Raw genomic sequence first — 25,539 nt, 5'->3', positions numbered from 1 at the left:
ATCAATCTGTTTCAACGTTTAAATCGGATACAGCATAAGGGTCGGGGATGGCAAGAGCATGAAGGATTTCACGCTCACGGCGTTCCATCTCCTCGGCCTCATCTTCCGTCTCATGATCGTAACCCAAAAGGTGCAAAAATCCATGCACAACCAGATGGGAGAGATGATTTTCGAGCGGTTTGCCTTCTTCAAGAGCTTCGCGCTCAACCGTTTCCCGTGCAATGATGATGTCACCAAGCATTGGCCCAGGCTGCTCGCCAGCCTTTACAGGGTAAGCAGGAAAAGACAGAACATTGGTTGGCTTGTCCTTGTTACGCCACTCGGCGTTGATCTTCCGGATGGAAGCATCATCGGTAAAAACCAGACTCAATTCGCTCTCAGCAGGTTCAAGCCGGAGATTATCCCAGGCCGCCTCTACGGAGCGTTGTACAAGCCCTTCAAGGACTGTTTCGTCCGGCCAGTTGCCGGCTTCGATCATGATATCGATTTGGATCGTGTTGTCTGACACTTATTCCGCGGCTTGCGATGAAGCAACCGCTCTATCCTTCCAGTTGTTAAAAAATGCCGTCCGCTCAAAAGCGGACGGAATATTTTTAGATCGTCATTGTCTCACGCGAATACAAGAATAATTTTCAATTATTCTGATCGTGCATGTTTTTTGGCATCATTGTCGTAAGCACCGACAATTGCTGCCACCAGAGGATGACGAACCACGTCTTTCTCGGTAAAGCGCACTTTAACAACCGAATCCACGCCTTCGAGAACGCGAAGCGCCTCAACGAGACCGGACTTCTGGCCGGGTGGAAGATCGATCTGGCTTGGGTCGCCATTGACCATCATGCGCGAGCCTTCACCAAGACGTGTCAGGAACATCTTCATCTGCATCGACGTCGTGTTCTGCGCTTCATCGAGAATGACCGCAGAATGCGCCAGCGTGCGACCACGCATGAAAGCGAGCGGCGCAATTTCAATGACACCGGCAGTAATGGCACGCTCGACCTTTTCGGCAGGCATCATATCGTAAAGCGCGTCATAAAGCGGACGAAGATAAGGATCGACCTTTTCCTTCATATCGCCTGGCAGAAAGCCCAGACGCTCACCGGCTTCAACAGCCGGGCGCGACAGGATAATGCGTTCCACAAGACCACGTTCCAGAAGCATGGCGGCATGGGCGACGGCCAGATAGGTCTTGCCCGTACCAGCGGGCCCAACACCGAAAACCAGCTCCGACCGGTCGAGAGCACGCATATAGGCGTCCTGCACCGGCGTACGGGCAAAAATCGTCTTCTTGCGTGTCGATATCTGCGCAGCCGACATCTTTCCCTTGTTTTCAAGCGTCGGCAACGTCAGCTGATCATCCGCAGCAATGGCAATGCGCATGGCACCATCCACATCCGACGTCGTCAGCTCATGGCCCTTTTGCAGATATTCATAAAGCTGATCGAGGGTACGGCGCGCCTGTTCTGTGGCTGTCGCGTCTCCACGGATGGAAAGCTCGTTGCCCTTGGAACGAACATCAACACCAAGCTTCTGCTCGATACGGGCCAGATTCTCATCGAACTGGCCGTAAAGCGCACTGGCAAGACGATTATTATCGAAGGTGAGGACGATATGGGCCATGTCGGAGGCCCCGGTCGCAGCCCCTGTAGCCGGACGTGTAACCGAACTTGAAATTGTGTTTGTTTGCGTTTGAATGGTTGGCTTGGCAGGCTTTAACTTTTCCGTAGCGCTCAACCGCATCTCCCTAAGGTTCACGCATTGCAATCGCAGTACCAGCAGAACGTTCGGTCAAAGGCTACTCACCGCGACTACTGCCTGAATGACATCATGCGCTTAGACAAGCTTTTGCGCAATAAGACTATTTGTGCCAGTCCCCGTAATTTTTACGCGGATGATCTCGCCGACCTGATCGTCATTGTCGTCGATAATGGCTGGCAGAAGCCACGGCGAACGCCCAACCATCTGGCGCTCGAAACGGCCCTTCTTTTCCAGAAGCACATCCATTTCACGACCAACAAGCGAATCCTGAAAGGCGTATTGCTGCTCGTTCAGCAGCGCCTGAAGGCGTTGCAGGCGCTCGTCCTTGACTGTTTCTTCCACATGATCGGGCAGATCGGCACCCGGCGTTCCGGGACGTGGGGAATATTTGAATGAATAGGCCTGCGCGTAATGCACTTCACGCACCAGCCGCATCGTATCTTCAAAATCCTGATCCGTTTCGCCGGGGAAGCCGACAATGAAATCGCCCGAAAGCGCCATATCCGGGCGCACTTCGCGAATACGTTCAACAAGGCGAATATATTCATCCGCCTTGTGGCGACGGTTCATGGCTTTGAGAATGCGATCCGAACCGGCTTGAACAGGAAGATGCAGATAAGGCATCAGCTGACGAAGATCGCGGTGCGCTGCAATCAGCGTATCGTCCATGTCGCGCGGATGGCTGGTCGTATAACGCAGACGCGCCACACCGGGAATACGTGCAAGGCGGAACAGAAGTTCGCCAAGACCCCACTCGCGGCCATCATCGCCCACACCATGCCACGCATTGACGTTCTGCCCCAGAAGCGTCAGCTCGCGTACACCGCTATCGGCAAGACGTTCGGCTTCCGCAACAATCTGCGCAACGCTGCGCGAGATTTCCGAGCCGCGCGTATAAGGCACCACGCAGAAGGTGCAGAACTTGTCGCAACCTTCCTGAACGGTGAGGAACGCAGAAACGCCACGCTTGCGTGTTTCTTCGCGCTTTGGCGCAGGCAGATGCTCAAACTTGTCTTCGATGGCATATTCGGTTTCGACGACCTTTTCGCCGTTACGTACACGCGCCAGCGCATTAGGCAGGCGGTGATAGGTCTGCGGTCCGATAACCAGATCGACATTCGGCGCACGACGCAGGATTTCCTGACCTTCGGCCTGTGCCACACAACCGGCAACACCAATGGTCAATTCCTTGCCGTTCGGTCCACGTTTATCCTGCATCTTGCGCAGGCGACCCAGCGCTGAATAAAGCTTTTCCGATGCCTTTTCACGGATATGGCAGGTGTTGAGCAGAACCAGATCGGCATCATCAGGCGTGTCAGTTGCGACATAACCTTCAGCCGCAAGGCTGTCCGCCATGCGCTGGCTGTCATAGACGTTCATCTGGCAGCCATAGGTCTTCACAAAAACCTTACGTGTGTTGCTGCCATCCGTGTTTGTCTTGATATCGGTCATATTTTCGCTCATGCGCGGCTATCTACAGTTTTTATCGCCACTTTGGAAGGCGACAAACTTACGCTCTCAGTCTTCCAGGACTTCGCGTCCAAGAAGCGAGCTCTGCAACAGCGCCCTCACCCGGTTTTCCATCGTGCGGGCAAGCGCCTTGCGATCGGTTTCAGCCGTCACGACAACCGGCTCGCCAAAGCGCACTTCGACGTCGATAGCCCCCTCGCGTAAAATGCCTTTGAGATGCGGCATCAGCTGAACATCGCCGGGCCATGAAGCAATCGGGCGGTGATAGCGTCCCATCGCCATGCCGTGGACGCCGGTATAGGCAATCGCCACCGGCTGCACGATCACTTCCGGCACACCCGCCTCACGGATCGCTGCATGGGCAGCTCCAAAAAGCGCTGTCTTGAACGGCAGCACACGATTGCCATCGGAAGTCGTGCCTTCGGGAAACAGCACCATGGCATCGCCGTCAGCCAGACGCTTGGCGATGTCGGAGGTCTGCTCGCCGGTCTTGCCGCGGCGTTCACGCTCGACAAAGACTGTGCGCTGGAGAACGGCAAAGAAGCCAAAAACCGGCCAGCTTCTGACTTCAGATTTTGCAATGAACGACACCTGACCAGTGGCCGACAAAACGATTATGTCACTCCATGAAGTGTGATTGGAGACCAGCAGCAGCGGTCGTCCTTCCGGCATCTCTCCAACAATCGTGATCCGAAAACCAAACAGTCGCGCGATGACACGATGAAAGAAATTGGGCAACCGACGCTTCCATGTGTTTTTCAGTTTCAGAAACACATATTGCACCGGTATGAGCGACAGGCTGAGCGCCACCATCGCCGCTACGACCAGAATGATGCGGATCGCACCAATCATTGCGGCCTCACCAGATCGCGCCGCAAAATGAAAGCAGATGAACGACCACTGGAGGTTTCATAGTAAGCAGGCCTGTCGCCGACCTTATTGAAACCCATGCGACGATAAAGGGCCAGTGCAGCCACATTGTTTTCATCGACTTCCAGAAACAGCGTATCAGCGCGCTCCTGATAGAGATAACGCAGCACTGCATCCATCAGCGAGCGCCCGACACCCTGCTTGCGCACCTCATCAGAAACGGCAATTGTGAGAATTTCCGCCTCACCCGCAACCAGTCGCGCCAGCACAAAGCCACATGCCTTACCGGGCTTGCCTTCCGGCCGCGCCACAAAGCCGAAAACCGTCTCTTGCGCGATCAGCGAACGGAAATCGTCCGAGCTCCAGCCATGATGAAAGGCGAGTGCATGAATACGCTGGATTTCCCCGCTGTCCTGCGCACCAAGCGCTTCAATTGAGACAGGTCTGCGTCCAAAGCGTCCAAGCACAAAGCTCATCATGACGCTATTCTCCGCTTGTCTTACGCGGCAGCGCAAAGCCGGTCTGCGGCTTCACATCCGGTCCGCGCATATAAAGCGGCTTCGGCGCTTCACCCGGCTCACGCAAGACTGCAAGCTTTGCATAGGTGCCGATGTGGCCCGTTGGCTCGACATGCGCAACGCTGAAAGCGCCTGCAAGCGTTTCGCTGAGCGCTGTTGCAGCAGAACCAGCCAGAATTGTGCCGGAGGATTGCTGCTGAATAAGCGCCAGCGCTTCCTCCCGCGCCAGCACCATCGGGCCAGTTGTGGCTTCTCCGTCAGCGCCAAAGACCTGTGCGTAAATCTCGCCACGATGCGCTTCAAGCAGAATCAGAGCAGGTTGCCCGGGATGACTTGTCGCGACCTCCGATGCAAGTGCATCAAATGCACTGACACCAATCGCCGGACGGTCAAGTGCCAGTGCAAAACCGCGTGCTGCCGACACGCCAATACGCACGCCGGTAAAGGAACCGGGGCCGACATTAACCGCCACGCGATCGAGTTCGGACATGGCAATTCCGGATTGTGCCATTGTGCGCTCGATATAGTCCATCAGGACTTCTGCATGACCTTTTCCGATATCCTCGCTGACTTCAGCAAGAACGGCACCACTGCCGGAATCATAAACTGCGGCGGCACACCAGGACGAGGCGGTATCGAGGGCAAGTATCTTCATGAGCCATCGGGTAAATCAGAAATCGTCCCACGACAAGCAAAACACATAAAACGGCTAAAATTTACAATTTCTTTGAAGCGCTGCGCGCTTCAAATGTCTGGCTTTACGCATTGTCCAACGTAAAACCGCTTCGCACTTTTACTGGAAATGCTTTTTCGGGAACCAAACTCCTCTTGAAGCGTTTTTATGCTGGATGCGGGGCGGATATCAATTACCGTATCCGGAGATCGGTCTTATATTGAGATCTGGCGGGGCCGGTTTCAGAGAAACAAATCTGTTTTCCCTCAGCGATGTCCCAATCGCTGATACACAGCCGGATCGTGCAAAGGATATGAGGATAAAATGTCCAAGAAGTCGATGCATGCAACCCGCAACGATCTTCCCTCCAATACCAAGACCACGATGATAGCGTTGCTGAATGAAAATCTCGCAGCGACCATTGATCTTGCCCTCATCACCAAGCAGGCGCACTGGAATCTCAAGGGGCCGCAATTCATCGCCGTGCATGAAATGCTCGATACATTTCGTACCGACCTCGATGAGCAAGTTGATACGATAGCAGAGCGCGCTGTGCAGCTGGGCGGCACCGCCTATGGCACGACGCAGGTTGTGGCCAAGGATTCGAAGCTCAAAGCCTATCCGACGGATATTTACGCCGTTCACGATCATCTTGCAGCGCTGATCGAACGCTATGGCGATGTGGCCAACCTCGTGCGCAAGTCGATCAAGGATGCGGACGACTCTGGCGACGACAATACGGCGGATATTTTCACCGCCGCATCGCGCAGTCTCGATAAGGCCTTATGGTTCCTGGAAGCCCACGTTCAGGAAAAGAACTGATTTTGGCGCTCTGACCAATCATCAATGAAAAAGGCCGGGAAATTCCCGGCCTTTTTGCATTCCATTACAGTCAGCTGGCCCATTCGCCGCCACGCATGACAGGCTCGCGGCTACCATCCGCATTGACGCCGTCGACATCAATCTTGTCGGAACCGATCATCCAGTCGATGTGAATGAGGCTTGAATTGCCGCCCTGCGTTGCAATTTGTTCAGGCGTGAGCTTCGCGCCATCGATAAAGCATTTCGAATAGCACTGGCCAAGCGCAATGTGGCTTGCAGCATTTTCATCAAACAGCGTGTTGTAGAACAGCAGACCACTTTGCGAGATTGGCGAGGAATGCGGAACCAGCGCCACTTCGCCCAGACGACGTGCGCCTTCATCCGTATCCAGCACCTTGTTGAGCACTTCCTCACCACGGCTCGCCTTGGCCTCGACAATGCGTCCGCCTTCAAAGCGCACGGAAATATTGTCGATCAGCGTTCCCTGATGCGACAGCGGCTTGGTGCTCGATATATGGCCGTCGACGCGCAGCGCATGCGGCGTGGTGAAGACTTCTTCGGTTGGAATATTCGGGTTGCAGGTAATGCCGTTCTTGGCAGTCGATGCACCGCCATGCCATTCGTGGCCATCGGCAAGACCCACCGTCAGATCGGTGCCCGGTCCCTTGAAATGCAGAGCGCTGTAAGCCTTGCTGTTCAGGAAACGTGTGCGGGTGCGCAATGCTGCATTATGCGCTGCCCATGCACCAACCGGATCGTCCACATCGACACGCGATGCAGCAAAAATCGCGTTGGCAAGCTTACGAGTCGCAACGTCTTGCGCATCATCCGGGAACATCAGCTTCGCCCATTCCGGGTTCGGATAGGAAATGATATTCCAGTTGATGTCGAAACCGGCAATCTTTTCGAGTGCTGGCTGATAGGCTTTGGAATTGGCGCGATTGGCGCGCGAAACCTTGGACGGGTCCTGCGAGGACAGCAGCATCGGATTGTCCGCCGCAATCGCAAGGCGCGCCGCGCCATTCGCATAGGCCTTGGCCATGCCTTCATAGAGCCAGCCAGCCGCACGATCAAAACTCTCATCGGACGCATTTTCATAGCGCGCCAGCGCAATCGCATCATCAGAGAAGAACGGCGTCACAACGCCTGCGCCAGCTCTATAGGCGTGTTTGGCGATCAGGCGCACCAGTGGCAGAGCAACGACAGGTGCAGTGATGACAAGATCCTGGCCTTCACGCAATTGCAGCCCGACGCGTACAGCCACTTCAGCCAGACGTTCGAGTTTTACCGGATCGATGACGGGAGCGTTATTGTCATGTGCCATATGGCTGCAAGCCTCGTGTTTGAAAGAATCAGTTGCAGTCTATCAGATGACTTAATTTCACCACGCTTTTTCCTGCCACTGCGTTATATTAATGGAGCGGTCGATAGAAATTTTTATGTAACGAGAGCAACGGCTATGAAGAAGAGCGTGCTTATTATCCTTGGTCTGGCGGGCCTGCTTGCAGGTTGTCAAACCATGACTCCGGAACAGCGCCGCGCCGCAGATGAACAAACCTGCCGCAGCTATGGTTTCAAACAAAAATCCGATGCATTTTCCAACTGCCTGTTGCAGCTTGATCTCGACCGCAGAGCAGATCGCCGCGCCTGGCAGAACCGTGCCGATTTCTACGACACACCGATGGTCATCTATCAACCGGTTTATCGACCAGTGCCAGTTCAGGCCAGGTAACAGACAGGCCAAGTGATAATCAGGTCGAGCAATAAAAAAGCGCCCTTTCGGGGCGCTTTTTTTGTCTAGCAAAGTCACTTTTAAAGCGGAGATTCCGGACGCTCCTGCGACAGAAGCATCGCACCGATTGCATCAACATGCTTCTTATCGGCTGTGTAGCCGAGAGATACGTTTTCCACCGCTGGAGCCGTTTCATCAAATGTTGGCTGGTAGCTCGCCACCTGCGTCAGCGCCGGCTTTTCAGCAGGCTTCACAGGAAGCGTCGCCAGACGGTCACCACGGGCCTGCGGACCCACGCCGCCATTCTGCTGAGTTTCAGTCGTCTTTGCTGCTTCAGCCAACGCAACCTGCACTGTTGGCTGTGCCTGTGGAACAGTGGCATCCTGCTGATCAGTTACGTTGTAGAACGGACCTTCTGGCATGGATGGTGCCTGTGGTGTGGAAGCATAGGCCAGATTGTACGGAGTCTGTGGAACCGGATTCTCCAGCTCGCCATCACGACCACGCTTTTCGTAGAAAGAGTTTCCACCCGCAACCAGCACGTAATGCATGTTGCGGTATGGGAACTTCAGGCCAGCTGTGTGGAAGAACATGGAGTTCTTCAAGGAAGGGTGACGCTTGCCCTTGAGAATGGAATCAGCCGCTGCCTGAACATCTGGCATTGCCCTGGAATTCATCTTGCGGCTCAGAACGCCCGGCGCAAACTGGTTCTTCTGGCCCACAACACCACAGATCGTATCCGGATAGCTGCCGGATGCGAGACGGTTCATGACAACAGTACCGACAGCCATCAGGCCATCGGGGCTTGAACGGTTCGATTCAAAGAACATCGCACGTTCAAGACATTCACGGTCTCTGGCGGTATAGGTGAAAGTCTTAACGCCATTGACCGACTTGACGTGGCTGACCGCCGCCGTCTTATCGGATTTGGTCTTGGCTGTGCCTCCGGTCGTCGTGCAACCTGTCACCACAAATGGAGCAACCAGGAGCCCGAGGATAACGGGCAGTTTCCACTTAGCAGCGCGCGTCAACGGCTCAGTCTCATCGTTAGGACCCTTAATTGATCCAACCCGGCCTCCGCCCCGCAAAAGGCGTTTGAAACCTGGCTGTGGTGCCACTGCATAAAACTATGCAGCAGATTTGAACTAACAGAGCAGCCTTTGTGCATCCAATTGAGACACCCGGCGCTCCAGCCAAATAGAACGAAAATCAAATAATAAACGTTCTGCTGTCACTCATTGCATTCAAGGTTTTGGAATTTTTAGGCCAAAAAAAGGCGAACGGTCAAATTCCTAAAATGACAAAGCCACCAAAACGGTGGCCAATCGAACCCGAATCCAAAGTTGAATTTTCCCCACAAACCCCTTAAATTTATTAACAAATCCTTAACGTGATTTAGCAAATCTTATAAGTTATTGATTTAACGCGATTCAATTTGCTGAAATACAGGCCACATCGCTGCCTTATTTCACTGATGTTTCAAGATTTTACGCAGCCATCTTTTTTGACTTTTCAGATGCTGTTTTTGACGCCGATTTCAAGGCTTATTCAACTTTGTCACGATTGATGTAACATCGCGTGATATTGACCGTTTTTGGTACAGATTTGGGCAACATCACCGAATCGCGAGTCCGAATGCTGAGTCGCATCGTTCGCTCCCTTCATGCAAAACGGCCCGTCACATTTTCAGTAACGGACCGCTTCTGAGACGTTCTGCAAGTCGAGATTTGATCACCCGAATGAGTAGCCTGCGCCACGCACCGTGCGAATTGGATCGAGTGCGCGCCCGACATTGATCGCCTTGCGCAAACGTCCGACATGCACGTCGACCGTGCGGTCGTCGACATAGATATCCGGGCCCCAGACACCATCGAGCAACTGGCTGCGGGAGAAGACACGGCCCGGTGACATCATGAAATATTCAAGCAAGCGGAATTCTGTGGGTCCGAGGCGGACTTCCTTTTCCTTGCGATAGACACGGTGCTGCTGACGGTCGAGCACCAGATCCCCAACCTTGAGCACATGCGAGAGAACGCTGGGATTGGCACGGCGCAGCATGGCTTTCACCCGCGCAAGCAGTTCCGGTGTCGAGAAGGGCTTTACGACATAATCGTCAGCACCCACACTCAGGCCACGGACACGTTCGCTTTCTTCGCCACGCGCAGTCAGCATGATGATCGGCAGACGCTCGGTTTCCGGCCATTGACGCAGACGACGGCAAAGTTCGATCCCCGATACACCAGGAAGCATCCAGTCCAGAATAAGCAGATCCGGTACGTTTTCGCGAAGCGTGATTTCGGCTTCATCGCCGCGCAGCATCGCATCGACCTGATAACCTTCTGCTTCCAGATTGTAACGCAAGAGTACGCTCAGGGCTTCTTCGTCTTCAACCACAGCAATCTTGGGTGCCTGTGACATCCAGTATTTCCTATCCAGAATTTAGAGCGCAGAAGATACAGTCCCCCCGTCGACCGCGTGCCGCCGCGCTATTCTTACACATGCAGAGATTTTGCGCCGCAATGATGCAGCGCAAAATACCATCAGGATTTACGCGCCTCGTCCACGACGATACCGTGGCTCAGGTCTTCTTTTGGGCGTTCCGCAGGCATTTGCAGGCCAGTCACGATGTAATAGACCGTCTCGGCAATGTTGGTTGCATGATCGCCAATGCGCTCAATATTCTTTGCGCAGAACAGAAGATGCGTGCAGGCTGAAATGTTGCGCGGATCTTCCATCATATAGGTGAGCAACTCGCGGAACAGCGAGGTGTACATCGAGTCAATTTCATCATCGCGATCGCGAACAACATTGATCTGCTGTACCGAGCGCGTTGCATAGGCATCGAGCACGTCTTTGAGCTGGGTCAGAGCGAGTTCAGCCAGTGTTTCAAGTCCACGATAGAGCTTGACCGGCTGGCGCGATTCCGAGACGGCGGCAACGCGCTTGGCAATGTTTTTGCCAAGATCGCCCACGCGTTCCAGATCGGCCGATATGCGGATCGAGCCGATGATTTCACGAAGATCGACAGCCATAGGCTGGCGCTTTGCGATGATCATGACGGCCTTGTCGTCAATCTCACGCTCGCTTGCATCAAGGATGAGATCATCGGAGATAACGCGCTGAGCAAGCGCATTGTCGGCGTTGACAATCGCTGCAACGGACTGCTCGACCATACGTTCCGCATGACCGCCCATTTCAGCGATCTTATGGGTCAGGAACTGCAGTTCTTCGTCGTAAGCGGTAACGGTATGCTGAGACGCCATAATAGACCTCGAAGTAAGGATTACAGGGAAGCGAAACCGAAGATGGTTCCTGCTTCTGCTGAAATGTTAACCAAAGCGACCGGTGATATAGTCCTGAGTGCGCTTCTCGGTCGGTGCCGTGAACATCACATCCGTGTCACCCACTTCCACCAGATTGCCCAGGTGGAACATGGCGGTGCGCTGTGAAACGCGAGCGGCCTGCTGCATGGAGTGCGTGACGATGACGATCGTGTAGTTCTGGCGCAGCTCGTCGATCAGCTCCTCAACCTTGGCCGTCGCAATCGGATCAAGCGCCGAGCACGGCTCATCCATCAGGATGACTTCCGGGCTGACTGCAATCGCACGTGCAATGCACAGACGCTGCTGCTGACCACCGGAAAGACCGGTTCCGGCATCGTGAAGACGATCCTTGACCTCTTCAAAGAGGCTGGCCTTCTTGAGGCTGGTTACGACGATCTCTTCGAGATCGGTCTTGTTGCGTGCCAGACCGTGGATACGCGGGCCATAAGCCACGTTCTCGAAGATCGACTTCGGAAATGGATTTGGCTTCTGAAACACCATGCCGACACGGGCACGCAATTCAACCACGTCGATCTTCGGATCGTAAATGTCTTCGTTGTCGAGCGTGATATTGCCTACGATACGGCAGCCTTCAATCGTGTCGTTCATGCGATTGAGCGAACGCAGGAATGTAGACTTGCCGCAGCCCGAAGGACCGATAAGCGCTGTAACCATCTTTTCCGGAACATCCAGATCGACTTCGAACAGAGCCTGTTTCTCGCCATAAAACACGCAGACCTTGTCGCCGCGCATCTTTATGGAGGGGGCGTTGGCGTTCATCTTTTCTCCTACGGCTTTCTCGAGAGATCGTTCAGTCATGAGATTCATCATTTCTCTCCCGTTTACCAGCGGCGCTCAAAGCGGCGGCGCAGAATAATTGCTGCAATATTCATAACGGCCAGGAACAGAAGCAGGACGATAATAGCGCCTGATGTCCGTTCCACAAAGGCACGCTCAGCTTCATTCGCCCACATAAAGATTTGCACAGGCAGAGCGGTGGCCGGGTCCATCGGCGTTGCAGGCATATTGGCAACGAAGGCCACCATACCGATCAGAAGTAGCGGTGCTGTTTCACCCAACGCCTGAGCAAGACCAATAATTGTTCCGGTCAGAATGCCCGGTGCTGCGAGAGGCAACACATGGTGAAACACCATCTGCGTCTTCGATGCACCAAGGCCTAAAGCTGCGGCGCGGATCGATGGCGGCACGGCGCGAAGAGCGGAACGTGTCGCGATGATGATCGTTGGAAGCGTCATCAATGTCAGCACCAGACCACCGACAATCGATGCGGAGCGCGGCAGATTGAAGAAATTGATGAAGACCGCAAGACCAAGCAGACCAAACACAATCGACGGCACTGCAGCCAGATTGTTGATGTTGACTTCGATGAGATCCGTAAGACGGTTCTTCTTGGCAAACTCTTCAAGATAGATCGACGCAGCTACACCGATAGGCAGTGCAAGAACCAGCACGATCAGCATCATGTAGAAGGAGCCCACCAGTGCCACACCCAGACCGGAAGTTTCCGGACGACTGGAAGCACCATTGGTGAACAGCCCCCAGTTGAAAGCCTGGCTCATGATGCCTTCATCGGTCAGCGTCTTCATCCAGGCGACCTGACGATCAGAAACCTTGCGGTTTGCTTCTGCGACCGAAAGATCAATCTGCCCCTTATAGGCCGAGTCGATATCAGCAGCAGCCAGAACCGGGACCGTCTGCGTGGTGCCGATCAGCGATGGGTTGTCCATCACCATCTGGCGAAGCTGAACACGAACACCATCAGAGAAGAAGCGCCCGATTTCACGCAATTGCGCGCGATCCGTGGTTGGAACGCCGAGCTTTTCAGCCAAAGCATTGCGAACCAGAAGCGGATAGTTGGCGGTGATCAGTACATTCGGATCGGTCGCACGCTTGTTGCCTGGATCGATAACCTGTTCGTCAAGCTTGACCGGCAGATAGATCGTTGTTTGTCCGAAAGCGGTATAGCCCTTGGAAAAGACCGAGAACAGAAGCGCGCAGAGGAAGAACACACCGATCGCAATGGCAACAATGCCATAGAGACGGAAGCGACGTTCAGCGGCGTAGCGACGCTTGATTCCGATATCGCGGCGCTGGGGTGTTGCCACGGCATTCCCAGCAGCATTGAAAGTTGAATCGGTCATTATTCGTACTGCTCCCGGTACTTGCGAACGATGTAGAGCGCAAAGATGTTCATGATCAGCGTCAGGACGAAGAGGGTGATACCCAGCGCAAAGGCAACGAGCGTCTGCGGCGAGTCGAATTCAAGGTCACCGGTCAGCTGGTTGACGATCTTGACCGTGATGGTGGTCATGGCTTCAAATGGATTGGCTGTCAGGCGGGCTGCAACACCAGCTGCGAGTACCACGATCATGGTTTCACCAATCGCACGCGAAGCCGTCATCAGAAGTGCACCGACGATGCCGGGAAGTGCAGCTGGCAGAACAACCCGCTTGATCGTTTCGGAACGTGTTGCACCAAGGCCGAGCGAGCCGTCACGCAGCGAGCGCGGGACCGATGTAATGATATCGTCAGACAGCGACGACACGAACGGGATCAGCATCACGCCCATGACGAGACCGGCGGTCAGCACGCTCTGCGCCATGATGAAGCCCTGACCGCCAGCGATTGCCATCGAGAGATCGCGCAGGAATGGGCCAACCGTTATGAGTGCGAAGAAGCCGTAGACGATGGTCGGAATACCGGCCAGAAGTTCAAGCAGCGGCTTGACCACGGTGCGCACGCGAGGTGATGCATATTCAGCCATATAGATGGCGGAGAACAGGCCAACCGGCACAGCAAAGAGCATTGCAACCAGAGCAATGTAAAGCGTACCAGCGAGCAGCGGGATCAGACCGAACTGGCCGACTTCGCCGCCTGAACCGGCAGCTGCAAAGCGTGGGTCCCAGACTGTGCCGAAGAAGAAGTCCATCGGCGCGATTGACTGGAAGAAGCTCACAGTCTGGAACAGAACAGAGAACACGATCCCGATCGTCGTCAGGATGGCAATACCGGAAGCAGCGATCAGGCCCCACAACACGATGCGCTCGACATTGTTACGGGCACGCGTACGGCGCTTGATACCGGAGAGACCAAAAATCAGACCGGCAATCGCAATAATCATTGCGACGGCGCTGCCGAGCGTATGAGAGATTTTATTCGCTTTTTCCAGGAAAAGGGCGACAGGAACCATATAGTCCTGCCCTTCGGTCGCGAGCGCTACGCCCTTTGAACCGAGCACGTCACGTGCTTCCTTATAAGTCTGCGGGAAACTGTCGATTTCAGCAGGCGTCAGTTTGTCGAGACCGCCTGCAAGGCTGCGGATCATACCAAGCTGCAGGCTGCGCTCGGAAAACGAGCCATCTTCGACAGCAGCCGGCATACGAGCTGTTGCCGTATGATCGAGATAAACCGATGTACCAACCGCCCAGACCGCGAGAAACAGAATTGCGGGCAATGCGGAAACGAGGAAAACCCACCAGCCATGATAAAGCGGGCGGGAATGCATTTTCTCTGTGGCGACGCCTGAACTGACAGCAGGCTGAGCCTTGTCAATTGCAACGGCACGCTGTCGACCTATGAAGAATCCGATCAGTCCGATTGCGACGACACTGACGAGAACCAGAAAGAAGGACATTCAATTTCCCCGGTTGCCCCAAAAAATGTGAAGACAGCTTTTCATGCACAGTTGCAACCAGCCATTTCCACGCGAATGCGCCTGTCTTATCCGACCAGCGCAAAAGAGGAAGAATGTGGGAAGAAGTCCTCCCCACATTCCACAGATCAAAGCTTACTTGGCTTCCATCAGCTTGCCTTCGGTGAAGGCAGTGCGCTGTGCTTCACGTTCTGCATCCGGAGCCGGAACCAGACCGTATTCAGCAAGTGGGCCTTCTGGGCCGACCATCTGTTCGGACAGGAAGAAGTCAACATATTCCTTGAGACCCGGAATGACGCCAAGGTGAGCCTTCTTCACGTAGAAGAACAGCGGGCGCGAAACTGGATATTCGCCCGAAGCAACGGTTTCAGCCGATGGCTTGACGCCGCTGACGGTTGCGACCTTCAGCTTGTCAGCATTGTTTTCGAAGAAGTAGAGACCGAAAACGCCAACGCCCTGCTTGTTGGAGTCGATGCGAGCCAGCGTTTCGCTGTAGTCGCCATCAATATCGACAGCCTTGCCGTCTTTACGAACAGCGATACAGGCCGCAGCAGAAGCCTTGTCATCGAGACCAGTCTTCTTGATTTCGTCGAGAGCGCCCGATTCTTTGCAGCCGTCAGCAAGAAGCTTTTCTTCGAAAACTTCACGCGTGCCGTGCTTTTCGCCAGGGATGTAAGCAGTGATGTCCCAATCTGGCAGGTCTGCATTGACCTGGTTCCACTTGGTGTTTGGATTGTCGACCAGCTTGCCGTCTACGACGAGCTTGGCAGCAAGAGCCTTGTAAACGTCAACTGGAGCAAGTTTCCAATCTGGGCCGTTCGCATCGGTTGCAAATACGATGCCGTCATAGCCGAAACGAACTTCCTGAACTTCCTTGACGCCAGCGTCGATGCAAGACTTGAGTTCAGTGCCCTTCATGGCGCGCGATGCATTGGCGATATCGATGGTGTTTTCACCGACGCCCTTGCAGAATTCCTTGATGCCTGCACCAGAGCCGCCCGATTCAATAACCGGCGTCTTGAAGTTAGGATAGGTTTCGCCAAAGGTTTCTGCAACGATCTTGGCATAAGGCAGAACGGTCGAGGAACCGGAAACCTGAATCTGATCGCGCGCATTCGCAGCGGAAACCGACAATACTGCAGCAATTGCGAGCGCTGCGGTCGAGGAAATCATCTTGTTCATGAGCACCAGCCCCTGTTGTAAAAGACACATGACGTGAAAGCGTCACCAGCCGTCTACGCGCTCTATATAACAGTCATATGACAGTAGTGTTACAGCTTTGTATCAATCGACTTTGCCCGCCATTTTGCTGGGTTTTCTCAGGTGCTCAGTCGTTCAAACTTTCAAAAGCGGCAATCGCGCAGCCATTGCCCTGATCCCGGCAACGTCTGCATTGGCGAATGCAAAGCGCAAGAACGCATCCTGCCCATCTCCGAAAAAACTGCCGGGTAGCGTAACAACACCGATTGCCTTGGCGAGCCTCTCGGCAACCTTGACAGACGACACGCCTTCATAAGGATGACGCACGAATGCGAAATAAGCGCCCACTGCCTCTATATGCCAACCAGCCACATTGCTCATGGTAACACGCAAAGCTTCCGCGCGCCGCGCAATCTCCTTGCGGTTGTCGTCACGCCAGACTTTCAGCGGTTCAATCGCCCGACTAACCGCAATCTGTGGCGCACGCGTCGCGCAGATTTGCAGATTGTCCATCACCTTGGCGACATTGGCCACCATCTCGGAACCTGCAACAATCGCCCCAAGCCTGTGGCCAGGAATACAGAAGGACTTCGAGAAGCTGTAGAGCTGGATCAGATGCGACTGCCAGCCAGCCTCAGTGAACAGATCATGTGGAGCTCGATCAGCATCACTCAGAAAATCACGATAGGTTTCATCGAGCAGCAGCCATGTCCCGTTGTCACGGCAAGCGGCATAAATCTGGCCAAGCAGTTGCGGCGGGTAAATCGCCCCAGTCGGATTGTTGGGTGACACCAGAACGAGCGCGCGCACGCCTTTATGTAAGGCCGCCTTTACATCTTCGATATCAGGCACAAATCCGTTTTCAGCACGGCAATCGACAGTCGCCGAGCGAATGCCCAGCATCTCCAGTGATGAGTGATGATTGAAGTAAAAAGGATTAGTCGCGAGAACCGTATCGCCGCTTTGAGCGACACACATGATCGCGGCGATGAAAGCCTGATTGCAGCCTGATGTTATATGAACATTGTTGGCCTTGATTTCAGCGCCATAAAGCTTGCCGACATGGGTCGCATAAGCCTCACGCAAAACCGTCTCGCCCTCGATTGGACCATAGCCCGCAGATGTGACAGATCCCGCAGCCTCACCGAGAAAGCGCAGCATATCAGGATGCGGCGGATAACCGGGAACGGCCTGCGAGAGATCAATCAGAGGACCATGTGCCCCATCATAATTCCGCGCCCAGGCCTGTACCGCAGGAATGGGCGGTGCGGAAAGCTTACCGATAAGCGGATTGATGGAAGGCAAAGGCATTAAAAGCTCCCGTTTGCAATTTTGTCTTATTCACTGGGGCGCGACAACACGTAAGCCGCAGAACCAAGCATAAAGATCGTGACAGAGACAGCAAGCAAAGGCCCCGGACGCGCGCCCCACCAGAACATGCCATAGCCGAATGCCATGCCGAAGCAGGCATATAGTTTTGCCTTGGGCGGGATAGCACCGCGCTCGCGCCATTTGACAATAAGCGGACCAAATCGCGGATCTGCAAGCAGGCGCGCCTCAAATTTGGGCGATGAACGGGCGAAAAACCACGCAGCCAGAATGATAAAGATCGTGGTCGGCATGACCGGCAGAACGGCGCCAATGATACCAAGCGCCAGCATGAGGAAGCCAAGGCATAGATATAGAATACGCTTGCTCGCCGAAATGGCCGGAAGCGCTGTGTCGTTATCGTCCTTTTGTGGCTTATCCTGCATGATTTTCCGTTCTGAACATGAGCGCTTATAGCAGGATTTTGGCTTTTGCATGCATGCGATAAGCGGTCAAAACTGCGTCATCGCGCTGCCTTTCAACAAAAGTTACAGACGGCATCACAAACTTTACCGCGCCAAAAACACCCTATGGTTGTATTTCGCCCAAAAAAGGCCGGATTTTGTCAACTTGACTGACGCAGCCGAAAACTGGGGCTACAAATAAAAATTGCACCGGAACGGCAAGACCGTGGCCATCGGCAAAGCAGCTCTTCTTGCGCTTTCCGCATCAAAACATGGTTGAGCAAAGGGCAAGCCCGGAATCCTAACGAATCGTAAACAGTTTTACAACAACATCGATATATCGGTTAAAATATTCCTGATCTTTTCTTGAGCCATCAAATAAACAACGCATAGTATAGGATCATTTTCCGCACAGTTCATTGAATCTATTATCTCATTATACTCTCAATAACATCACGCCATCGCCACATTTAGATTCCAGTTGGCACAGGTCTTTCTCGTCGTAACTCAAAATTACCGGACAGACTTTGTGAAACGACTCTTGGAATCAGTATGAACTTCAAAATCCGTATGGCTATGCTCGCCGTTGCGACGACAGGTCTTTTCTCGATCACCGCAATGGAAGCTGAAGCTGCGCGCTGTGGCGGTGCCTCCTGGTATGCACTCACCTCACGCACTGCATCGGGCGAACGCATGAACCCAGCCGGTCTGACTGCGGCTCACAAAACACTGCCGCTTGGCACCAAGGTTAAGGTCACCAATCAGAGAAACGGCAAGTCGCTTATCGTCCGTATCAATGATCGCGGACCGTTCATTAAGGGACGCGTGCTTGATCTTTCCAAGGGTGCAGCGCAGCGCCTTGGTTTCATCAGTGCCGGACACACAAACGTCTGCTTTACACCGCTTTAAGAAGCCTCATGAACAGAACTTCACTGTTCAGCCCGCGCGTTCCAGCAGCATTTCTCTGACAGAGAAGTCGGTGTAAGCTTATATTTTATATGCGTAATTTCTGAACCGTCGCCCTTAAAGCGGCGGTTTTCTGCATCATCAAATGCAATTTATTAGTGTTAAAATAGCGCAATACCCGCGTTAACCATTAATTAAGATGTTGGGCGAAGACGCGGCAGTCTCAATTGACTCCGGCCATGTTTCATACTTTAACTTTTCGTTAATAAATGCCCAGTGCGGGCTGTGAAAAGGGCCTTGAGTATGTTTTGCGTAGTTCGCTCGAGCATGAAGTTTATCGCTGCTGCCAGCATCGGCATCGTCGCTCTTCTGGCGAGCGTCGGTGCACAGGCTGGAACGGGTGCCTACATGCAGACTGGCAAGCTTACCTCACAGCCAATCGGTCATTACGAGTTCTGCAAGCGCGAAGCCGCTGAATGCAACATCGTCAGCCGTGACACCCGCGCGCTCTCACTCAACAACAGCAACTGGCAGCACATTCAGGCCGTCAATCTTTCGGCCAATGAACGCATCAAGCCGATGACCGATATGGAAATCTACGGCGTCGAGGAATATTGGGCCTATCCAACCACTGTCGGCGATTGTGAAGATTATGTTCTTCTCAAGCAGCGTGAACTTGCCAAGGCCGGCATTCCGATGACGGACCTGCTGATCACCGTGGTCCGCAAGCCAGACGGCGAAGGCCATGCGGTTCTGACCGTACGTACCGATCGTGGCGATTTCGTTCTCGACAACCTGACTGACGAAGTTCTGCGCTGGGATGAAACCGATTATACCTACCTGAAGCGTCAGGCCGCCAACAATACCGGCCGCTGGGTCACGATCGAATCCCAGGACAATCTGCTGGTAGGCGCAGTCAAATAGTCACCAGCCTCTCTCGAGCATCTTGAAGACAGGCCTGTTTGTGTTATTCTTTTCAGGTCTAAAAAGGAAAGATCGGTGCGGTTAGCCCGATCCCCGTTTCAAAAGCGGGTCCTGGCCTTCGCGGGTGTTGAGAGCGCGCATTTTATCCGAAACCGCTTCACGCTTTTCGGGATGCACTCTGATCCGACCAATGCGTCGAGTCCCTTGACCTTCAACTCCGATGCAATGGTGCATTGGAGAACAAGAGGTCTTGGTTATGAAACAGCAAATCTCCGTTATCACGCTTGGGATCGATGATCTTGAGCGCTCTCGTCGCTTTTACGTCGAAGGCTTTGGCTGGACGCCCATATTCCAGAACGAAGAAATCATCTTCTATCAGATGAATGGTTTTGTTCTCGGCTGCTTCCTGAAACCCTCACTCGAGGCCGATATGAACCGCTTCGGCCTGATGCAGCCGGGCGCATTTTCACTAGCCCATAATGTGGGTGACAAAGCAGACGTCGAGCCACTCATGGAAAAACTCGTACAAGCTGGTGGAAAGATCGTGCGACCCGCCGATGCGCCGGTGCATGGTGGCATTCGCGGCTACATTGCCGATCCCGACGACCATGCATGGGAAATTGCCTGGAACCCGGCCTGGAGTATTGATGAAAACGGGCTGGTGACTTTCGGACTCTGACAAAATGCCGGGGCGCGTAAACGGCTCCCCGGCTAGAGCATTTCCAGCAAAAGTGCGAAGCGGTTTTGCATCGGATAATGCGAAAAAACAAAGAGATAGAGCATTTCCAATGATTCAAGAAAAACAGGAAATGCTCTAGCACGCAAAATGCTGTTCACCTCTCAACCCGATCTGCGCTATGCTCTGATTCTGGCTTCCTCCACGCCTCCTCCCTCCAATCGGGAAAGCATTTTTCATGCGGGAAATCTAACCATCGAACCAGCTGTTCGAGCGAATGCATAAGGAGGGATTGCAATCAAAGCTCGCATAGGAGGTTTTGATGAAATTATCGGCTCCCATATATCATTTGAAACGCCGCGCGAAGCTTATGGCGCGCGATGAAAGCATACCGCTTCATTCGGCATTGGACCGCATAGCAAAGCGCGAAGGCTTCAAAAGCTGGAGCACACTGACCCATAAATATACCGACACCGTTTCGGCTGCGGAACTTTATGCGCGCTTACAGCCGGGTGATCTGGTTCTGGTTGGCGCACGGCCCGGCCATGGCAAGACGCTGCTCAGCCTCGAAATCCTCATTGAGGCCATGAAGAAGGGAAATCGCGGCCTGTTCTTCTCTCTCGACTACACGCGGAAAGACATCGGAAAGCGATTTGAGATGCTGGGCCTCAACGAGCATGACTTTCAAGGACAGTTCGTGTTCGACACATCTGAAGCAATCAGCGCTGATTACATCATCGAGCAATCGCAGAACGAACCGCGCGACACATGTATCGTCATCGACTATCTGCAATTGCTGGATCAGAAGCGTGAAAAGCCGGAACTGATGTTTCAGATAAGGGCGCTGAAAGCTTTTGCGGAGGAAAAGGGGCTGATCATTCTCTGCATCTCACAGATTGATCGTAGTTTCGATGCGGACCTCAAGGCCTGCCCGGATTTAAGCGATGTGCGCCTTCCCAATCCGCTTGATCTATCGCTGTTCAACAAGGCCTGTTTTCTTAACAATGGCACCGTGACGCTTCAGGTAAACTAAGCCCGGAAAAAAGCTTCTGTGGCGTGATCTTCACGCCACAGAAGACAGTCTCTCGGCACCCATACGATAGGAAATCGCGCCAGCAAGATGTATCCGGCTGATCTGATCCACTCCATCAAGATCAGCCAATGTGCGCGCTACTTTCAAAATGCGATGATAGGCACGTGCAGAAAAGCGCATCTGTTCGCTCGCGTCGCGTAACAGTTTTAAACCCGCAGCATCGGGTTTGGCCACGTCTTCAATCAGATTTGCCGAGCAGTAGGCGTTGGTCATGGATGCATCCAGCCCAAGTGCGGCATAGCGCGCGCTTTGCATTGCCCGCGCCCGCGCGACACGTTTGGCAACGCTTTCGCTTCGTTCGGATTGCGAGGGCTGAATGAGATCAAGAGTTGAGACAGCAGGCATGTCGACGCGCAAATCGATACGATCCAGCAACGGCCCGGAAATGCGCGCCTGATAATCGCTTTGGCAGCGTGGCCCACGTGCGCATGTGTGACCCGGCTCTCCCGCCATGCCGCAACGGCAAGGGTTCATAGCGGCAATCAACTGAAAGCGTGCGGGATAGCTTGTGCGATGATTGACGCGCGCAATCATGCATTCACCAGTTTCCAGCGGTTGTCTGAGAGAATCGAGTACCTGCGGCGAAAATTCGGGAAACTCGTCCAGAAACAAAACGCCATTATGTGCGAGCGACACCTCACCCGGTCTCGCCCTTAGCCCACCACCAACCATAGCGGCCATGGAGGCCGAATGATGCGGAGCGCGAAAAGGTCTGCGGTCAGAAAGCTTTCCACCCGATAGCTCGCCTGCAATGGATGTGATCATTGAAACATCGAGCAGTTCACGCGGGCTGAGTTTTGGCAGAATGGACGGCAGTCGCTGCGCCAACATGGATTTTCCCGATCCCGGTGGCCCGACCAGAAGCAGATTGTGATTTCCGGCAGCAGCTATCTCAAGCGCCCGCCTGGCAGTTTCCTGTCCCTTGATATCGGCAAGATCCGGCAGCATTTCGCTTGATACGCGCATGGAAGGATCAGGCGGCGTCAGCACCTGTGTTCCGCGAAAGTGGTTGGCGAGGGCAATCAGGCTGCGTGGTGCAAGAATATCGACATTGGCCCCTGCCCATGCAGCTTCCGGTCCGCAGGCATAGGGACAGATCAGACCCTTGTCTTCACGATTGGCACCAATTGCGGCTGGCAATACACCCGCAACAGCCGTGATGGAACCATCAAGCGAAAGCTCTCCCAAAACCAGATAGGACTGTATGGCGTCTATCGGGATAGCACCGATTGCCGCCATCAACCCAACGGCAATCGGCAGATCGTAATGCGAGCCTTCTTTCGGCAGGTCGGCCGGAGCCAGATTGACCGTGACCCGCTTGGTCGGCATGGAAAGGCCGGAAGCATGGAGTGCTGCCTGTACACGCTCCCGGCTTTCGGCCACAGCTTTATCAGGCAGACCGACAATCGACATGCCCATCTTGCCTGGCGCCACCATCACCTGCACATCGACAGGCACCGCCTCTATACCCTGAAAGGCGACTGTCCCCACGCGCGCTACCATATGCCCCCACACAACACGCAACTCACCTAAAAGATGAGTAGACACTTAAATACAACCATAGGATTTAAGCATTTTCGACAGGTGCAATCAAGAGAAAGGGCCGATCTGATTGTTTCAGACCGGCCCTATGATTTTTTTCGCCGAAGAGATGCGTGTTACTTGCGCTTGGCTTCCACAGCGTCCCAGAACAGGGCGGCGATATTGGTGCCGTCGAAGCGCTCAATCTCTCGAATACCAGTTGGCGAGGTCACATTGATCTCGGTCATGTAATCGCCAATCACGTCGATACCGACGAGGATGAAGCCGCGCTCTTTGAGCGATGGTCCGATGCGGGCACAGATTTCCTGTTCGCGCGCAGTCAGCTTGCTTTGTTCTGCACGGCCACCGACATGCATGTTGGAGCGTGCATCGGTTTCCGAAGGCACGCGATTGATCGCGCCAACCGGCTCGCCGTCGATGAGGATGATGCGCTTGTCGCCTGCGCGCACATCTTTGAGATAACGCTGCGCAATGAACGGCTCCCTGAAGAGCTGGCCGAACATTTCCAAAAGCGATGTCAGATTGCGGTCGCCATCAGCCAGATGGAACACGCCGGCACCGCCATTGCCGTAGAGCGGCTTCAGGATGATATCACCAAACTCGCGGCGGAACTCCAGAACCTCCTGCGGATCCTTGGTTATCAGCGTTTCGGGCATCAAGTCGGGGAATTCGGTGACGAAGATCTTTTCCGGGCTGTTGCGGACCCATGCCGGATCGTTCACCACCAGCGTCTTTGGATGAATACGCTCCAGAAGATGCGTTGTGGTGATGTAGTTCATGTCGAACGGCGGGTCCTGACGCAGCAGAACCACATCCATTTCCGTCATGTCGCGACGCACCGGCTCACCCAGCGTGTAGTGATCACCCTTGATGTCGCGGACTTCCATTTTTTCAACGCGAGCCGAAACAACGCCATCGCGCATGGAAAGGCGGTCCGGCGTGTAATGATACAGCTCATGGCCGCGCTTCTGCGCTTCAAGCGACAGAGCAAAAGTGGTGTCACCCGTAATATTGACCGTGCTGATATGGTCCATCTGGACCGCAACTTTTAGCGACATGATTTCCTCGCGATTCTCAGTTGCCGGAACTTAAAACGGAATGGGCAGGCAACATAGAACTTTCTGATCACATAAACATTTGCAACTAGTGGATTGAATTTGACGTTTGAATCCCAGCCGACACAAATGCTGTATCAAACGTCAAGTTCGAAAAATCCACTAGTATCATATAGTTGCTAGTGGCCTCTTTGATTCCGACATTTGCTCAGCGCCTACGCCCAAGGGATGCAAATGTCGGAATTAGACCACTAGATCGCTGCCCTGCCCTTCATTATGTTGAAACGGCAAAGCCCGGGAGGAACAGGTGAGCATAGTCAACACAACCATATTTGCCGAACATATCGCAGAACTGGGGGAAGGTCCGGGCTATGATCCGCTGACCGGTCAGTGCTGGTGGTTCGATATTCTGGGCCAAAGGCTGATCGAGAAAGACGATAGCGGTGAAATCCGCACGCATGATCTCGGCATGAAAGCCAGCGCACTTGCGGTTATCGATCGTGAGCGGCAGTTGATAGTCAGCGAGCACGGGCTTTTTGTGCGCGAGCGTACCAATGGACGTCTGACGCTGCACCATCCACTCGAAGCCGATAACGACGCCACGCGCTCCAATGATGCCCGTGTGCACCCATCAGGCTCCTTCTGGATCGGCACCATGGGCAAAAAAGCGGAACCGGATGCCGGTTCGATCTGGTGGTATCGCGAGGGACAGGTAAAGAAGCTTTTCTCCGGTATCACGATCACCAATTCCATCTGTTTTTCGCCAGATGGCAAGATCGCTTATTTCGCAGATACCGACCGTAACATCATCTGGCGCGTCGATACGGATCCCGAAACCGGCCTGCCGACATCAGAGAAAAGCGTCTTTCACCATCGTGTCGAAGATGGCGGTGTTGATGGCTCGGTGGTTGATGCGGAAGGCACCTTGTGGAATGCCTGCTGGGGCGGAAGCGCGCTGAACGCTTATTCGTCACAAGGGCGTCTCTTACGCTCGATCAAACTGCCCGTTACCCAGCCAACCTGCCCGGCCTTCATTGGTGCCGACGCCTCTGTCCTGATTGTCACCAGTGCACATGAAGGCATGAATGAAAATGCCCGCAATGCGGATCCGCATGCGGGCAAGGTCATATTACTTGATCTGTCTGTCGCGGGCCGTCACGACCCGCCAGTAAGATTATAATCAGGCGACGCCTTCAACGATGACGATTTCGCCATCCGCTACAGTCTGGCGGATGGCTTTTGCTGCCTGATATTCCGGCGAATTGTAGCAATCGAGCGCGTGCTGCATGGTTTCAAATTCGATGATGACGTTGCGGGCGCGGCCCGGTCCTTCGACGGCTTCGGCTTTACCACCGCGTGCGATAAACTTCGCACCATAGCGCTCGAAAGCAGGCGTGGCGGTCGAAACATAATCCTTGTAACGCTCCGTATCACGGGCATCCACACGGGCGATCCAATAAGCTTTGGTCATTAGGTCCTCCTCAGAAACCGATTAGAGCGCCGGGCGTCCTATTGGACGCCCAACGGTCGCT

The 25,539-nt window shown here is 54.0% G+C and carries 26 protein-coding genes; 7 read left to right on the top strand and 19 right to left on the bottom strand.

Annotation, left to right across the window (positions count from 1 at the left end):
• Position 1 precedes the first annotated feature (1 nt).
• The 6 genes from ybeY to tsaB all read right to left on the bottom strand — a co-directional run bounded on the left by ybeY (position 2) and on the right by tsaB (position 5,271).
• Positions 2–508 (bottom strand): rRNA maturation RNase YbeY, encoded by a 507-nt coding sequence (gene ybeY / locus ACSME1_RS07150; protein WP_036567504.1) that lies wholly within the window; start codon positions 506–508, stop codon positions 2–4.
• A 128-nt stretch (positions 509–636) separates the two neighbouring features.
• The gene (locus tag ACSME1_RS07145; RefSeq protein WP_024898349.1) at positions 637–1,734 is read right to left on the bottom strand and encodes a PhoH family protein; all 1,098 of its coding nucleotides are present in this window, start codon (positions 1,732–1,734) and stop codon (positions 637–639) included.
• A 99-nt stretch (positions 1,735–1,833) separates the two neighbouring features.
• Positions 1,834–3,222: a tRNA (N6-isopentenyl adenosine(37)-C2)-methylthiotransferase MiaB gene (miaB, locus tag ACSME1_RS07140; RefSeq protein ID WP_024898350.1), complete on the bottom strand. Its 1,389-nt coding sequence runs from the start codon at positions 3,220–3,222 to the stop codon at positions 1,834–1,836.
• Positions 3,223–3,276: 54 nt separating this feature from the next.
• The gene (locus ACSME1_RS07135) at positions 3,277–4,080 is read right to left on the bottom strand and encodes a lysophospholipid acyltransferase family protein (protein ID WP_024898351.1); all 804 of its coding nucleotides are present in this window, start codon (positions 4,078–4,080) and stop codon (positions 3,277–3,279) included.
• Entirely contained in the window at positions 4,077–4,577 is a 501-nt protein-coding gene (gene rimI / locus ACSME1_RS07130) for a ribosomal protein S18-alanine N-acetyltransferase (protein WP_024898352.1), read from the bottom strand. Before rimI ends, ACSME1_RS07135 begins: the two co-directional genes overlap by 4 nt.
• A 4-nt stretch (positions 4,578–4,581) precedes the next feature.
• On the bottom strand, positions 4,582–5,271 hold the full coding sequence (tsaB, locus tag ACSME1_RS07125; RefSeq protein WP_024898353.1) for a tRNA (adenosine(37)-N6)-threonylcarbamoyltransferase complex dimerization subunit type 1 TsaB: 690 nt from the start codon (positions 5,269–5,271) through the stop codon (positions 4,582–4,584).
• Between the two features lie 342 nt (positions 5,272–5,613).
• Between tsaB and dps the strand changes: the two genes are divergently transcribed.
• A complete protein-coding gene (dps, locus tag ACSME1_RS07120) occupies positions 5,614–6,111 on the top strand; it encodes a DNA starvation/stationary phase protection protein Dps (RefSeq protein WP_024898354.1) in 498 nt (165 codons plus the stop codon).
• 70 nt (positions 6,112–6,181) lie between these two features.
• Here dps and ACSME1_RS07115 read toward each other — a convergent pair whose 3' ends face one another.
• Positions 6,182–7,435, bottom strand: a complete 1,254-nt coding sequence (locus ACSME1_RS07115; protein ID WP_024898355.1) for an aminopeptidase — start codon at positions 7,433–7,435, stop codon at positions 6,182–6,184.
• 135 nt (positions 7,436–7,570) lie between these two features.
• Here ACSME1_RS07115 and ACSME1_RS07110 point away from each other — a divergent pair, with 135 nt between their 5' ends.
• A complete protein-coding gene (locus ACSME1_RS07110) occupies positions 7,571–7,843 on the top strand; it encodes a hypothetical protein (protein WP_024898356.1) in 273 nt (90 codons plus the stop codon).
• A gap of 80 nt (positions 7,844–7,923) precedes the next feature.
• Here ACSME1_RS07110 and ACSME1_RS07105 read toward each other — a convergent pair whose 3' ends face one another.
• From ACSME1_RS07105 to ACSME1_RS07065, 9 genes are all read right to left on the bottom strand, one after another.
• The gene (locus ACSME1_RS07105; protein WP_024898357.1) at positions 7,924–8,874 is read right to left on the bottom strand and encodes a cell wall hydrolase; all 951 of its coding nucleotides are present in this window, start codon (positions 8,872–8,874) and stop codon (positions 7,924–7,926) included.
• A gap of 700 nt (positions 8,875–9,574) precedes the next feature.
• Positions 9,575–10,261, bottom strand: a complete 687-nt coding sequence (gene phoB / locus ACSME1_RS07100) for a phosphate regulon transcriptional regulator PhoB (protein WP_024898358.1) — start codon at positions 10,259–10,261, stop codon at positions 9,575–9,577.
• 122 nt (positions 10,262–10,383) lie between these two features.
• The gene (phoU, locus tag ACSME1_RS07095; protein ID WP_024898359.1) at positions 10,384–11,106 is read right to left on the bottom strand and encodes a phosphate signaling complex protein PhoU; all 723 of its coding nucleotides are present in this window, start codon (positions 11,104–11,106) and stop codon (positions 10,384–10,386) included.
• 66 nt (positions 11,107–11,172) lie between these two features.
• Entirely contained in the window at positions 11,173–11,946 is a 774-nt protein-coding gene (pstB, locus tag ACSME1_RS07090) for a phosphate ABC transporter ATP-binding protein PstB (protein WP_024898360.1), read from the bottom strand.
• A gap of 62 nt (positions 11,947–12,008) precedes the next feature.
• Entirely contained in the window at positions 12,009–13,328 is a 1,320-nt protein-coding gene (pstA, locus tag ACSME1_RS07085) for a phosphate ABC transporter permease PstA (protein ID WP_024898361.1), read from the bottom strand.
• Complete coding sequence (pstC, locus tag ACSME1_RS07080) at positions 13,328–14,821, bottom strand: phosphate ABC transporter permease subunit PstC (RefSeq protein WP_024898362.1); 1,494 nt, start codon at positions 14,819–14,821, stop codon at positions 13,328–13,330. Before pstC ends, pstA begins: the two co-directional genes overlap by 1 nt.
• A 153-nt stretch (positions 14,822–14,974) precedes the next feature.
• Positions 14,975–16,021 (bottom strand): PstS family phosphate ABC transporter substrate-binding protein, encoded by a 1,047-nt coding sequence (locus tag ACSME1_RS07075; protein WP_024898363.1) that lies wholly within the window; start codon positions 16,019–16,021, stop codon positions 14,975–14,977.
• A gap of 153 nt (positions 16,022–16,174) precedes the next feature.
• Positions 16,175–17,344 carry an aminotransferase gene (locus ACSME1_RS07070; RefSeq protein ID WP_181153612.1) on the bottom strand — a complete coding sequence of 390 codons (1,170 nt, stop codon included), beginning with the start codon at positions 17,342–17,344 and terminating at the stop codon, positions 16,175–16,177.
• Between the two features lie 32 nt (positions 17,345–17,376).
• Complete coding sequence (locus ACSME1_RS07065; protein ID WP_024898365.1) at positions 17,377–17,793, bottom strand: YbaN family protein; 417 nt, start codon at positions 17,791–17,793, stop codon at positions 17,377–17,379.
• Between the two features lie 570 nt (positions 17,794–18,363).
• Here ACSME1_RS07065 and ACSME1_RS07060 point away from each other — a divergent pair.
• From ACSME1_RS07060 to ACSME1_RS07045, 4 genes are all read left to right on the top strand, one after another.
• Positions 18,364–18,720, top strand: coding sequence for a septal ring lytic transglycosylase RlpA family protein (locus ACSME1_RS07060; RefSeq protein WP_024898366.1), 357 nt, complete (start codon positions 18,364–18,366; stop codon positions 18,718–18,720).
• 300 nt (positions 18,721–19,020) lie between these two features.
• Entirely contained in the window at positions 19,021–19,641 is a 621-nt protein-coding gene (locus ACSME1_RS07055) for a transglutaminase-like cysteine peptidase (protein ID WP_024898367.1), read from the top strand.
• A gap of 256 nt (positions 19,642–19,897) precedes the next feature.
• Positions 19,898–20,320, top strand: a complete 423-nt coding sequence (locus ACSME1_RS07050; protein ID WP_024898368.1) for a VOC family protein — start codon at positions 19,898–19,900, stop codon at positions 20,318–20,320.
• A 319-nt stretch (positions 20,321–20,639) separates the two neighbouring features.
• Positions 20,640–21,350, top strand: coding sequence for a DNA helicase (locus ACSME1_RS07045; protein WP_024898369.1), 711 nt, complete (start codon positions 20,640–20,642; stop codon positions 21,348–21,350).
• 30 nt (positions 21,351–21,380) lie between these two features.
• On the opposite strand, the gene ACSME1_RS07040 is transcribed toward ACSME1_RS07045, so the two are convergent.
• Both ACSME1_RS07040 and gshB read right to left on the bottom strand, forming a co-directional pair.
• The gene (locus ACSME1_RS07040) at positions 21,381–22,913 is read right to left on the bottom strand and encodes a YifB family Mg chelatase-like AAA ATPase (protein ID WP_105534747.1); all 1,533 of its coding nucleotides are present in this window, start codon (positions 22,911–22,913) and stop codon (positions 21,381–21,383) included.
• A 155-nt stretch (positions 22,914–23,068) separates the two neighbouring features.
• Positions 23,069–24,010: a glutathione synthase gene (gene gshB / locus ACSME1_RS07035; protein WP_024898371.1), complete on the bottom strand. Its 942-nt coding sequence runs from the start codon at positions 24,008–24,010 to the stop codon at positions 23,069–23,071.
• A 304-nt stretch (positions 24,011–24,314) separates the two neighbouring features.
• On the opposite strand from gshB, the gene ACSME1_RS07030 reads away from it, so the two are divergent.
• Positions 24,315–25,187 carry an SMP-30/gluconolactonase/LRE family protein gene (locus tag ACSME1_RS07030; RefSeq protein ID WP_105705548.1) on the top strand — a complete coding sequence of 291 codons (873 nt, stop codon included), beginning with the start codon at positions 24,315–24,317 and terminating at the stop codon, positions 25,185–25,187.
• On the opposite strand, the gene ACSME1_RS07025 is transcribed toward ACSME1_RS07030, so the two are convergent.
• Positions 25,188–25,478, bottom strand: coding sequence for a DUF1330 domain-containing protein (locus ACSME1_RS07025; RefSeq protein ID WP_105705550.1), 291 nt, complete (start codon positions 25,476–25,478; stop codon positions 25,188–25,190).
• Between the last annotated feature and the right edge of the window lie 61 nt (positions 25,479–25,539).

Source organism: Brucella pituitosa, assembly GCF_965577835.1.
Taxonomy (GTDB): Bacteria; Pseudomonadota; Alphaproteobacteria; order Rhizobiales; family Rhizobiaceae; genus Brucella; species Brucella pituitosa.
Note: the sequence above shows the minus strand (reverse complement) of the source record. Positions and strands in the feature narration are given on the sequence as shown.